This is a genomic window from Sporosarcina newyorkensis, from assembly GCF_900167515.1.
Taxonomy (GTDB): domain Bacteria; phylum Bacillota; class Bacilli; order Bacillales_A; family Planococcaceae; genus Sporosarcina; species Sporosarcina newyorkensis.
Genome location: NZ_FUYJ01000013.1, coordinates 1 through 13,137 on the forward strand (window position 1 = coordinate 1; position 13,137 = coordinate 13,137).

12 protein-coding genes and 1 rRNA gene are annotated in these 13,137 nt (G+C 44.4%); all 13 read right to left on the reverse strand.

Annotation, left to right across the window (positions count from 1 at the left end; translation table 11 throughout):
• Positions 1 to 206 (reverse strand): 16S ribosomal RNA (locus B5D59_RS17515); the annotation flags it as partial.
• 377 nt (positions 207 to 583) lie between these two features.
• Entirely contained in the window at positions 584 to 2,074 is a 1,491-nt protein-coding gene (gene lysS / locus B5D59_RS17520) for a lysine--tRNA ligase (RefSeq protein ID WP_009499455.1), read from the reverse strand.
• 191 nt (positions 2,075 to 2,265) lie between these two features.
• Positions 2,266 to 2,760, reverse strand: a complete 495-nt coding sequence (gene folK, locus B5D59_RS17525) for a 2-amino-4-hydroxy-6-hydroxymethyldihydropteridine diphosphokinase (RefSeq protein WP_009499454.1) — start codon at positions 2,758 to 2,760, stop codon at positions 2,266 to 2,268.
• A 17-nt stretch (positions 2,761 to 2,777) separates the two neighbouring features.
• A complete protein-coding gene (folB, locus tag B5D59_RS17530; RefSeq protein ID WP_078818820.1) occupies positions 2,778 to 3,146 on the reverse strand; it encodes a dihydroneopterin aldolase in 369 nt (122 codons plus the stop codon).
• Positions 3,147 to 3,167: 21 nt separating this feature from the next.
• On the reverse strand, positions 3,168 to 4,019 hold the full coding sequence (folP, locus tag B5D59_RS17535) for a dihydropteroate synthase (RefSeq protein ID WP_078818821.1): 852 nt from the start codon (positions 4,017 to 4,019) through the stop codon (positions 3,168 to 3,170).
• On the reverse strand, positions 4,019 to 4,873 hold the full coding sequence (pabC, locus tag B5D59_RS17540; protein ID WP_078818849.1) for an aminodeoxychorismate lyase: 855 nt from the start codon (positions 4,871 to 4,873) through the stop codon (positions 4,019 to 4,021). Before pabC ends, folP begins: the two co-directional genes overlap by 1 nt.
• A complete protein-coding gene (locus B5D59_RS17545) occupies positions 4,870 to 6,300 on the reverse strand; it encodes an anthranilate synthase component I family protein (RefSeq protein WP_078818822.1) in 1,431 nt (476 codons plus the stop codon). Before B5D59_RS17545 ends, pabC begins: the two co-directional genes overlap by 4 nt.
• 30 nt (positions 6,301 to 6,330) lie before the next feature.
• Positions 6,331 to 6,978, reverse strand: coding sequence for a peroxiredoxin family protein (locus B5D59_RS17550; RefSeq protein WP_009499449.1), 648 nt, complete (start codon positions 6,976 to 6,978; stop codon positions 6,331 to 6,333).
• 149 nt (positions 6,979 to 7,127) lie between these two features.
• A complete protein-coding gene (gene cysK, locus B5D59_RS17555) occupies positions 7,128 to 8,054 on the reverse strand; it encodes a cysteine synthase A (RefSeq protein WP_040760066.1) in 927 nt (308 codons plus the stop codon).
• Positions 8,055 to 8,182: 128 nt separating this feature from the next.
• The gene (locus B5D59_RS17560) at positions 8,183 to 9,109 is read right to left on the reverse strand and encodes a peptidyl-prolyl cis-trans isomerase (protein ID WP_078818823.1); all 927 of its coding nucleotides are present in this window, start codon (positions 9,107 to 9,109) and stop codon (positions 8,183 to 8,185) included.
• Positions 9,087 to 9,977: an Hsp33 family molecular chaperone HslO gene (gene hslO, locus B5D59_RS17565; protein ID WP_078818824.1), complete on the reverse strand. Its 891-nt coding sequence runs from the start codon at positions 9,975 to 9,977 to the stop codon at positions 9,087 to 9,089. The genes B5D59_RS17560 and hslO overlap by 23 nt, the downstream gene beginning before the upstream one ends.
• Positions 9,978 to 9,991: 14 nt before the next feature.
• Positions 9,992 to 10,756, reverse strand: a complete 765-nt coding sequence (locus B5D59_RS17570) for a type III pantothenate kinase (protein ID WP_078818825.1) — start codon at positions 10,754 to 10,756, stop codon at positions 9,992 to 9,994.
• A gap of 226 nt (positions 10,757 to 10,982) precedes the next feature.
• Positions 10,983 to 13,013, reverse strand: a complete 2,031-nt coding sequence (ftsH, locus tag B5D59_RS17575) for an ATP-dependent zinc metalloprotease FtsH (RefSeq protein ID WP_078818826.1) — start codon at positions 13,011 to 13,013, stop codon at positions 10,983 to 10,985.
• Positions 13,014 to 13,137 lie beyond the last annotated feature (124 nt).

The following is a 13,137-nucleotide window of genomic DNA, read 5'->3' on the forward strand; positions in this document are numbered from 1 at the left end:
CAACATCTCTTCATGCGAAGAAATGGATTATTCGGTATTAGCCCCGGTTTCCCGGAGTTATCCCCATCTGTAAGGTAGGTTGCCCACGTGTTACTCACCCGTCCGCCGCTAATCTTTAGGAGCAAGCTCCCAAAGATTCGCTCGACTTGCATGTATTAGGCACGCCGCCAGCGTTCGTCCTGAGCCAGGATCAAACTCTCCATAAAAGAGAAATTCGAGTTAGCTCGATTTCTTGCTGGCATCATTTAAGATACTCATTTTGTTTATGTCACCGGCAGAGCCGATGCATAAACGTATAATTCGTTAACGTTTTGCTGTTCAGTTTTCAAGGTTCATATGGTTGCTCTTTCGTAAGAGGCAACTTTCTTATAATACCAAATCACTGTTTTGTTGTCAACACTTTTTCTTAAAAAGTTTTAAAGTGTTTTTTCGCTAACTTGCTAACCTCGCAAGCAACGTTATCTAATATACCACCTGCTTTTCGAAAGTGCAACTGTTTTTTGAAATTCTTTTTGATTTTCTTTTAAGACTTTATATGACTTAAAAGAAAAAAGCCCTGACTATGAAAGCCAGGGCTGTTGTATCAATCTTTAGAACGCATCTGAGGAAATAGGAGAACATCGCGGATTGATTGAGCATTCGTCAATAGCATAACAAGACGATCAATACCTATACCTAATCCACCAGTCGGCGGCAATCCATATTCAAGTGCTTCTATAAAGTCTTCATCCATTTCATGCGCCTCGTCGTTCCCTTGCTCTTTCTCTACTAACTGAGCTTCAAAGCGAGCACGTTGATCAATAGGATCATTCAACTCCGTAAAGGCATTGGCATGCTCACGACGGACGATGAATAATTCGAAACGATCCGTATAACGTGGGTCCTCCGGGTTTTTCTTGGCAAGCGGTGAAACTTCTACAGGATGGCCGTAAATGAATGTTGGTTGTACAAGTTGTTCTTCAACCTTTTGCTCAAAGAATTCATTCAGCACATGACCTGCTTCCATAGAAGAAGTCACTTGAACATTATGTTCCTTTGCTAATTCATGAGCCTGTTCTTTAGTAAGCTGCTGCCAAAAGTCTACGCCTGTATATTCTTTTACAGCATCCGCCATATGAAGTCGTTTCCAGCGCGGTGCTAAATCAATTTGGTCTTCACCGTATTGAATCGTTGTCGTACCGAGTACTTCTTGTGCAATGTGAGCCACTAGATTTTCAGTGAGTTCCATAATATCATTGTAATCCGCATACGCTTCATATAACTCGATCATCGTAAATTCCGGGTTATGGCGCGTGGACATCCCTTCATTACGGAATACGCGTCCGATCTCATATACTTTCTCTAAGCCACCTACAATGAGGCGTTTCAAATGAAGTTCGATCGCAATCCGCATATATAACGTCATATCTAATGTATTGTGATGTGTAACAAACGGACGAGCCGCTGCTCCCCCTGCGATAGAGTGCAGCATTGGTGTTTCGACTTCGAGGAAGCCCTGTTTATCTAAATAATGGCGCATTGATTGAATGATTCGGCTACGCATAATGAATGTTTCTTTACTGCCTTCTGTTGAGATCAAATCAAGGTAACGCTGACGGTAGCGTTGTTCAATATCCTGCAAACCGTGGAATTTCTCGGGTAGCGGACGCAATGACTTCGTAAGGAACGTAAACTTTGTCGCTTTAATGGAAAGCTCTCCTACTTTTGTTTTGAAGATAACCCCTTGAACGCCCACAATATCCCCTAAGTCTGCCAGTGTAAATAGTTTATATGCGTCTTCACCAATAGCATCTTGACGTACGTAGATCTGAATCTGACCGCCAAGATCTTGAATATGCGCAAAACCCGCCTTGCCCTTCCCTCGTTTTGTCATGATTCGACCTGCAATCGTCACCTCATGCTCAGTTTCTTCTAATTCTTCTTTTGATAACTCTTCATAGGCTGATCGAATCTCATTTGTCAGATGGGTGCGTTCAAAACGTTGACCGAATGGATCCAAACCACCTTCGCGTATATCATTCATCTTCTGGCGTCTCACCAAAAGCTGATCATTCATTTCATCTAAATGGGACATTCCCTTTCACTCCTTCATACTTTGACCTACCTTCTACTCAGTATAGGCCGTCTGCAACTATTGTACACAAATTACCTGCCTAACAAAAGTCCAAATGGTCGCGCGGTACTCATCCCATAGAAAAAACTGCCCTACTAATAGAGCAGTTTCTTTTTTAGACAGCGTTAGAATCAGTATCCGCCGTTATATTATCAGCCTTGCTGTAAGAACTCCTCGACATTCTGGACTTTCTTCCAAAGGGTCATTCCATCATCCTGCATCGCTGGCTCATTACGGTAAAGTGTCCCTGTTACCGGATTCTTTACTTCTGAATCAATTTCAATGAGAGGAACGAGTACAAACGCACGCTCCTGCATACGTAAATGTGGGATAATCAAATTCTCTGATTGGATAGTGTCGTGATTATAGAGCAAAATATCAAGGTCTACCGTCCGGGGACCCCAACGGATTTTCCTCATTCTTCCGAGCTTGTTTTCAATGGATTGGCAAGCACTCAGCAACTCCGATGCTTCCAATGAAGTCTCCAGACCAACTGCAATATTCAAAAATTTTGCTTGTTCAGTCAATCCAAGTGGCTCTGTTTCATAGACAGAAGACACCTTTTCAACGGTAATAGCGGGATGTTCATTCAGCAGTTGAACTGCATGCGTTAGATGTTCCAACCGGTTACCGATGTTGGAACCCATCGATAAATAGGCGAAATTCAAGAAAAGCGCCCCCTTTTGATTTCTACTGCAACGGATGCGTAATGTCCGTGAATCGGAGGATCCGGCTTCACCAATACAACTCGTACGCCGATCACCTTTTCAGCAAAATCCGTCATTATAGTTCCGGCTATTGTTTCAGCAACCGTTTCAATCAGCCGTACCGCTTCGCCTTCGACAATGCGCTTACACATCTCATACACTTCTGCATAATTCACCGTCTTCGACAGATCATCCGTCTGACCGGCTTCCGCCAAGTCAGTCGCCAATGAAACTGTCAGCCGAAAACGCTGGCCAAGCTTGTTTTCTTCAGGCAATGCCCCATGATAACCGTAAAACTCCATATCATTCAAATGAATATAATCCATGAAATCCCCCCACTTTATCGCTTATCCAGTAAATGCCGTCTTTTTCGTCAGCACATCCATCATCTTGACCATCCGTGCAATTTCCTTCACGTCATGAACACGCATAATATGGCATCCATGCTCGATACCATAACATACGGTCGCACCGGTTCCCTCCATCCGTTCTCCCACTGGCACGTCCAGCACATTTCCAATCATGCGCTTTCGAGACGTACCGAGCAATACAGGATAACCAAGGTCCGCAATGGCCGGCAACCCTTGCATAGCTAAAATATTCTGTTCTGTATTTTTCGCGAAACCAATCCCAGGATCAAGCCAAATCAACTCTTCGCTAACACCCGCCCGTCTCGCAATCTCGATACTCTCCTGTAAATCTTGTACTACCGCTTCCATGAATGGCAGCTGATAGTCTGTATTATCTCGGTTATGCATCAGGATAATCGGCACTTTATAGCGCGCCGCCACTTCCACGATTGCGGGTTCACGCTTTGCACCCCACACATCATTGATGATACTTGCACCTGCTTGAACCGCCGCTTCCGCCACAGCTGCTTTATATGTATCTACAGAGATGACACATCCCAATTCCTTCGTCAGTAATTCGACAATCGGCACGACACGTTCCAATTCTTCTTCCAATGATACAGGCGCATGTCCAGGCCGTGTCGATTCGCCGCCGACATCAATAATTTTCGCCCCGTCTGCCAGCATTTGTCGAGCATGTTCAAGCGCTCGATCCAATTGGCCAAACTTTCCGCCATCTGAAAAAGAATCGGGCGTGACATTCAAAATACCCATGATAATCGTTTCTTCTGTAAAATCAATCGTCGTCTTACCAAACTGATAAGATGCACGAGCTTTCGCTAACTCCATTACTGGTCACTCACTTTCATACGGTTGACGGCTCGTTGATAGCCGCTATGTAATTGTCGATAGATAGAACCTTTACTTCCTAAAAACTCGGTTGTCCCAACATTGCGAATGGGTACCAGTTCCTGAATGGCGTTTGTAATGAAGACCTCTTCCGCCGCCTCTAGCTCAGTCGGCGAAAACAATCCCTCTCTAACCGATACCCCAAGTTCGTCAACTAACCGTAATACGAATGCTCGCGTAGTCCCTGGTAAAATACCTGTTTTCAATGAAGGAGTGTACAGGATACCTTGCTTCACCCAAAAGATGTTAGACGTTATACCTTCCGCCACGAACCCTTCCGAATTAACGAAAAAGCCTTCTACCTCTCGCAAAGAAGGTAATTCCAGCCGCCCTAATACATTGTTCGCGTACTGATGCGATTTATGACGAACCGCACTTTCCGGTTCATTCCGCTTTGTCTGTAACCACACACCTTCTTTTTCCGTATGGACAGGAGGCAAAACCAACGTCTTTTGGAGAATGAATACATTTGGTCGCTCATAGCTAGTAGGTGCTAATCCGATATCATGGACTCCCGCTGACACATTCAACCGAAAATATCCATCCTCGCTTCCATTCTCTACAAACAACGAATGAATGGCCTGTCGAAGTTCTTCATCCGTGTACTGCATTTTGATCCTGTATTCAGATAGCGCTGACCTTAATCTATCCATATGTGCATCGAAGAGAAATACTTTCCCCTCATATGTACGAAAGGTCTCAAAAAATCCAAGTCCATAGAGAAAGCCGTGGTCATAAGGTGAAATTCGCAAATCATCAGCACTCTGTTGTTCCCCATTCGCCCAGCAGATCAATGAGAACGCCAACTTTCTTCTCTTACCGCTTGTTCTGCCATTTCTTTTGCCTGCCATAACGCCTTCGCTTTATTGAGCGACTCTTGATATTCGGCGGCAGGAATTGATTCCGGTACAAGTCCGGCCCCCGCCTGGATATGAACGATGCCATCTTGGATAAATGCGGTTCGGATCGTAATATTCAGCTCTATATCTCCATTGAAACTTATCCAGCCCATTGAACCTGTATAAAGTCCTCTTCGCGTCGGTTCTAATTCTTCGATGATCTCCATTGTTCGCAGCTTCGGATCTCCCGTTATCGAACCACCCGGGAAAACACCGCGAATGATTGCCGCGGCACCTTGCGTCGCAGCAGTCCCTCGAACATTCGATACGAGATGCATTACGTGGGAATACTTTTCTACAACCATGAATTCATCTACTTCAACCGTTCCCGGCTTACAAATTCTCTCAAAATCTTTGCATTCAAGATCTACCAACATTTTATGCTCGCCTTTTTCTTTTGTGTCAGAGACCAATTCCTGCTGTAAGGCCGCGTCTTCCCTCTCTGTAGCACCGCGCTTTCGGGTCCCTCCGATTGGACGTGTGCTCAATTCATTTCCTCGTTTCTTCAACAACAGCTCGGGTGATCCGGACACGACCTCAAATTCAGGTGACATCATGTAAGCCATATAAGGTGAAGGATTGAAGGAACGTAGCGCTTCATACATAGATAAAGACGGAACATCCAGTGGTTTTGATTGACGGACGGAGAGATTTACTTGCACGACATCGCCTTGTGCAATGAACTTCTGAACATCCCTTACCATTCCTTCAAACCGCTCGCCCGTTACGGAAACTTCCAAATTATCTTGAGTTACTTCCACGTCCACTGCTTGCCCTTGTGAAAAACGTCGACCAGCAAGTCCATGTTTAACGGCATCCACCCACTCATTTTCCATGACCGTCAATGAAGTTTGAACATTAGGCAGCGACATAAAATAAACTGTTTCATGCACTACGTCTAAAACTGCCCATCGGTCAAAGACATAAAAGAAAACGTCAGGCGTTGCCAAATCATTCTCCGCTAGACTAGGCAGTGTTTCATAGCTTCTGACATAATCATAGCTGATCATACCAATCGCCCCGCCCTGGAATGCGGGTAAGTTGTCATCTCGTCTCAGCTCATACCGTGACAGGAACTCATTCAGCAAGGTTAGAGGATCTTCGCCTGCAAGAATTTCTCTCGTACCATCCCGCCAATCTAATTGTAAACCCTCTTCATTCGCCTGTACGGTCACGAGCGGATTCAATCCCGCGATGCACATTTCACCGTCTCTACCACTTTCCAATAAAATATGGCGATCTGTTTGTTCTGCAAGCTGTTTATAGGCGTAGAAGAACTCGTCTCTCGTCATTGAGGCTGTCTGATAAGCTACTGTTTCCATGATGGTTCCTCCTGAATCTGTCGTCCAATTTTAATTGCTTTCATCTATGAGTTTCTTTAGAAATTTATCGTCTATAGCAGATACCACTATGTCCGTTATGACACCTTCCGTGTTAAGGATATACGTCGTTGGATAGGCTTTCACTCGGTACGTTTTCATAACTTCACCTTCTAAGTCCAATAAAACCGGGAATGTCAACCCATACTCCTTGACAAATGCTTTGGCACTATCTTCTTTATCTTTCTCCGTTTTTGTCATGTTCACTGCAAGTATCTCCATATTCGCAGAGCCCTTGTACTCGTCATAATATGTTTCCATATACGGCATTTCGGATCGGCATGGCGGACACCACGACGCCCAAAAATTCAGCATGATCTTCTTTCCACGATAATCGGATAATTTGACCGTTTCACCAGTGAGTGTGGTTAATTCAAAATCAGGCGCGAGATCACCGCGGCCTAGCCCAGTCTCTTCGGAAGCTGTATCTTCTGAGGTAGTTTCCTCTTTCCAGTCCTCCGGTATCCGTTTGACCTCATCATTCGGCAGATCCTCTATCATCGCACTAGAATAACCATCCATCTCACCGGCCTCTTTTTTAAACTCTCGGTTGGTTAGTATAATAATCGTTACCATACTAATAATGATCGCGAGTGAAATCAACATACTCCATTTCTTCACAGTTGGCCTCCTATATGGTTCACTTTCTATGTAATACTCCAATAATGTTTCATTTTAATTATACAGAGTATTGTAGCCCGGTAAAAGCTTAGAGATTTCATTGCAATCATAATTAATAAAAAAGAGAGCGCGAATGGGCGCTCTCTAGCTTATTCTTCATCAAATTGGTAAAGCGGAGTACTTAAGTATCGCTCCCCATTGGAAGGGAGAATTGCTACAACTTTTTTGCCCTTGCCAAGTTTTTTTGCAACCTGTAAAGCGGCTGAAATCGCAGCCCCTGATGATACTCCGCCCAGAATTCCTTCTTCGCGAGCTGCACGGCGTGCAATTGCGTATGCATCGTCATTGGAGACTTGAATGATTTCATCGTAAATGTCTGTATCCAATACCTTTGGAACGAAACCTGCGCCAATCCCTTGAATCTTATGCGGTCCTGGTTTTCCCCCAGACAATACCGCTGAGTCTTCTGGTTCCACAGCGACGATTTTGATTTCCGGGAATCGTTCTTTCAGTACCTCGCCGGCTCCTGTAATCGTACCGCCCGTACCGATTCCCGAGATAAATGCATCCACACGATCTAACGCATCTGCAATCTCAGGGCCCGTCGTCAAACGGTGGACTTCTGGATTCGCTTCATTATTAAATTGCTGAGGTAAGAACCAGCCGTTTTCTTTAGAAAGTTCTTCTGCCTTCGCAATTGCACCTTTCATTCCTTCAGCACCTGGCGTCAACACCAATTCCGCTCCGTATGCACGCAGTAAGTTGCGTCGTTCTAAGCTCATCGTATCCGGCATAACCAATACCGCTTTGTATCCTTTGGCTGCTGCAACCATCGCCAATCCGATACCTGTGTTACCGCTTGTTGGTTCAATAATCGTACTGCCATCTTTTAAGTTGCCGTTTTTTTCCGCTGCTTCAATCATCGCGAGTGCAATTCGATCTTTAACACTTGAACCCGGATTGAAGAATTCCAGTTTCAAATACACTTCCGCATCCTCTGCACCTGTCAGACGATTTAATTTAACAAGAGGGGTTTTGCCGATTAAATCAATTATTGAATTTCCGACTCTACTCATATTTGATCCGCTCCTAATCCCTAGTAGGTTTATATGTTTTGTTGAGTTAATCATACTACCTTACTTTTCACTTGTCAAACAAATTATTCAGAGAATTGTAGTTTGTCATCCTATCAATTTACCGATAATTAATTTTTACCATAAAACCATTCAGCATCGAATTCTTTCCAGAAAGCTTCCGGCGTGACGGACTCAGGTAGTTGTTCTAAGGCTAGTTGTCGCTTGATATGGTCCTTTACTTCTGAATATGTAAAATCACGTTTCTTAATGGTTTCTAACACAGTGACGATTGCATAAGTGCCATCCTTGAGTTCAATCGGCTTGCTTACCTCATCTTTTTTCAACTTTTCCGCCGCTTCAATAATAGTTACACCCACGTCCTCGGTTTGCTCATTTACATAACCAAGGTCTCCTCCCAAGTTTCCGGAAGACAAATCAATCGATCGCTCCTTTGCCAAAGCAGAAAATGTCGATCCGTCTTTTAGCTCACCAGCCACTTGATCCGCTTCTTTCTTTGTTGATGAGATGATTACCGATATGCGGTAAGCCGGCAACACATGAAAAAATGTTTCATTTTTCTCAAAGTACTTTTTGATAGCGCTTTCCTTAATTACAATATCCTTTGTCAGGACTTTCTCTAAAATCAGTTCCCTTTTAATCTGCTTTCTCGTTTGCTCAGTATCTAGACCCGAATGTTGCTGACCGTCAATTGAGGTAATTAATGCCAGTTCGAGATCTACTTCTTTATCTTCCACTTTAATATCATACTCATCCGCTGCGGCTTCCATGACGCGGTAATTCACTAGGTCTTCTAGCACCTCTCGCCCGACCTGTCGTTCCATAGCAGCCATCCACTCTGCACGGGTGATCGGCTCACCCGCTACAGAAGCAACTTCCTCTGTATCTACAGCGGGTGAACGATCTATAAACAGCCAGTGGAAAAGCCAGAATACATTCATCGTGAAAAGAATTCCCAACAAAGCGATCAGCGGCTTCGTCTTAAGTCGCCTTTTCGTTGGAGTCGGCTCGGTTTCATTCGTTCGATTGAATCTCATCTATATATCCTTTTAACTCTTGCTCTGAGTATTGGTAAGTTTCCAAACAGAAGTGGCACTGTGCTTCTGCCCCGTGATCTTCATCAATCATCGCTTGAACCTCGTCACGTCCAAGTCCCCGAATCGCTTCGCCAAAACGTTCCTTCGAACACTCACAGTCAAACTTCACATCCATCTTATCAAGGAACTCCACGTTTTCTTGTCCTAATACTTCAGCTAGGATTCCTTCAGGCGTCAGCCCTTGATCAATCAGAGAAGAAATAGGTGTCATGTTCGATATCTTCTCTTCCAAGAGAGAGATCGTCTCATCCGTAGCTCCCGGCATGACTTGAATAATAAAGCCTCCAGCTGCTTTTACCGTGTTATCAGGATTCACTAATACACCAAGAGCGACAGCAGAAGGCACTTGTTCAGAAACAACCAAATACTGCGTGAAGTCTTCTGCTATTTCCCCGGAAATAATCGGTACTTGACCGGTGAAATAATCTTTCATCCCAAGATCTTTGACAACAGATAGCGTTCCTTCCGTTCCAACAACGCCTCGCACATCCAATTTTCCTTTTTCGTTCAACGGCACGTGAGTTTGCGGATGTGTAGCATATCCACGAACTTCTCCCTTTGCGTTGGCATCCACGACGATTGGACCTAGAGGACCATCTCCTTGGATTTTCACTGTTAATTTGTTATCACCTTTCAACATTGCCCCCATCATAACAGCTGCAGAAATCGTACGTCCGAGAGCAGCTGTTGCAGTTGGCCACATCTGGTGACGACGTTGCACTTCTCCCACCGTATCTGTTGAACGCACTGCGTAAGCTCGAATAACTCCGTCGAAGGCAAGCGCTTTTACTAAGTAATCAGTTGACATATTATTCACTCCTATTACAGATTTCTTTCATATATTAAATGTAAACCTTTTAATGTTAAGAAATTATCTACAACATCAATAACCTTTGTTTCCGATGAAATCAACTCGGCCAGTCCCCCGGTTGCGATAACTGTAGGTTCTACCGCGCTGTCTTCTTTCATTCGATTGACGATTCCTTCCACTTGTCCAACGTAACCGAAGACAATCCCCGATTGCATAGCAGCTACTGTATTTTTACCGACAACTTGTTCAGGCCGAGTCAGTTCAACTCTCGGTAATTTAGACGCACGATCAAATAACGCCTCCATTGAAATCTTGATCCCCGGAGCGATGGCACCTCCCATGTATTCGCCATGCTCATTGACATAGCAATACGTTGTCGCAGTCCCGAAATCTACAATGATGAGTGGGCTGCCGTAATCGCGAATAGCTGCCACCGCATTGACGATTCGGTCTGCTCCTACTTCACGTGGGTTTTCATATTTAATATTCAAGCCTGTTTTCACGCCGGGACCGACGACCATCGGTTTTTGATTGAAGTATTTCTTGCACATTTGTTCCAATGGAAACATGACAGGTGGTACCACTGAGGAAATAATAATACCTGTGATGTCTTTAAATGATAAGCCTACGTGTTGGAACATTGCTTTGACCTGCATGGCATATTCGTCTTCCGTCTTGTGACGGTACGTCTCCATCCGCCAATGGTACTTTAGTTCATCGCCTTCATATACACCTAGTACAATATTTGTATTGCCCGTATCTAATACTAACAGCATAGTCGCTTTCCTCTCTTGCTCTGACTTTTCCCACACATCATACCATAAATATTCGACTTTTATACAACGTTGGATTCCCTGGCGGACGGACGCCTTCCGCGAAACTATATTGAGCCAATTGAAGGACGAATGGCCGGACTGGTATATCTCTGTATTCCTCTAAAACACAGCCCGCCTATCCATAAGAAAACAGCCGACTGCTAATCACAGTCGGCTGTTGTTTCGCTTAATCTCTGCGTTCTTCATCAATGGAAGGAAGCGTTTTGTCTGCTGTTCCACCTTCACTTGGCAAGTCACCTGTAGACGGATCTTGTGGAGCACCCGTTACATCAGGATTTGCGTTTGGCGTTGTGTCTTCCGGCAATTTGTTTTCTTTCACAGTGTCATCAGACTTTTCTGCACCATTTTTGCCATTTTCATACGGTCGGTCTGGCAAAACGCCGTGGTCTTTCAAGTGATTGATTTGTTCCGCATCAAGCGTTTCGACTTCTAATAAAGTCGTTGCGATTAAATCAAGTAGATCCCTTTTCTCAGTTAAAATTTGTTTCGTGCGGCTATATTGCTCTTTGATGATCCGTTGCATTTCCTGATCAATTTCATAGGCAATCGACTCAGAATAATTCTGCTCGGAATTAAAGTCACGACCTAGGAAAACTTGACCGCCTTGAGTCTGGCCGAACTGCATTGGCCCGAGTTTATCACTCATACCGTATTCAGTTACCATTGATCGCGCGATGCCAGTAGCTCGCTGGAAGTCATTATGAGCGCCGGTTGATACTTCACCAAGCACTACTTCTTCCGCTACACGGCCGCCTAATAGACCGGCGATTTTATCAAGGAGTTCAGGTTTCGTCATGAAATAGCGATCTTCTTTTGGAAGCATAACGGCATAACCGCCTGCTTGACCACGAGGTACAATCGTTACTTTATGGACAATTTCTGCATCATCAAGCATCAAACCAACAACTACGTGGCCCGCTTCATGGAACGCCACAATATTTCGTTCTTTTTCCGAAATGACACGGCTTGTTTTGGCAGGACCTGCAATAACACGGTCCGTCGCCTCATCAATATCAGACATGTCGATCTTGGTTTTCTTTCTTCTCGCTGCCACAAGAGCTGCTTCATTCAATAAGTTCTCAAGGTCCGCACCTGAAAATCCTGGTGTACGTTGAGCAAGAGCTTTCATATCGACCGAATCATCAAGCGGCTTATTGCGTGCGTGCACTTTCAACACAGCTTCTCTTCCTTTTACATCTGGACGACCAACCGTGATTTGACGGTCAAAACGTCCCGGACGAAGAAGTGCCGGATCCAATATATCCGGACGGTTCGTAGCGGCAACGATGATAATACCTTCGTTTCCTTCAAAGCCATCCATTTCAACTAGCAATTGGTTCAACGTTTGTTCACGCTCATCGTGTCCGCCGCCTAAACCGGCTCCACGCTGACGACCAACCGCGTCAATCTCGTCTATAAAGATAATACATGGCGCATTTTTCTTGGCATTCTCGAACAAATCACGTACTCGAGACGCACCAACACCTACAAACATCTCCACGAAATCAGAACCTGAAATCGAGAAGAACGGCACACCTGCTTCACCTGCTACTGCACGCGCAAGTAGAGTTTTACCTGTACCTGGAGGCCCAACAAGCAAAATCCCTTTTGGAATTCGTGCACCCAGCTCCACAAACTTCCGAGCATCTTTCAAGAAATCTACGACTTCTTCGAGCTCAGCTTTTTCTTCATCTGCACCTGCTACGTCATTGAAACGTACTTTCTTCCGATCATCGGTCTGCAGTTTCGCTTTACTCTTTCCGAAGTTCATCACTCGGCCGCCACCGCCGCCTTGTGACTGATTCAATAGGAAGAAGAAAAGGATGATAATTATGATGAATGGTACAAGCCCTGTAAAGAAGGATACCCATGCACTTGTTTCTGGCGGCTGTAAGATATCGATTTCAGTCTTTGTCGTCTTTACGATCTCGCCAATATCATCCATATCATTCATCGGAATGTTAGTTACGAATGTTTCACCTTTTTCGTAACCTTCCATTTCCCCTTTTACTTCATACACGAGCTGTAAAGGCTGAAAAGTAGCATTTTCGACTTTTCCTTGCTCTAATGCCGTGATAAATTCGTCATACCGAATCGGTTTCATCTTCGGATTTGGATTGTTTAGCGAACTGAATATCCCCATAATCGCGAGGAAAATCAATCCATACAAAAGAAAGTATCGAAGTATTCGATTCATCCCAAGCCTCCTCATCTCATTCAACAGAAAACTAAACAGAAAACTATTGTAAATTTTAACATAGATTAACATGACTCCACAATGAAAATGCCTCATGGAAAAAGGCTTTCAGACTGGATGCCAT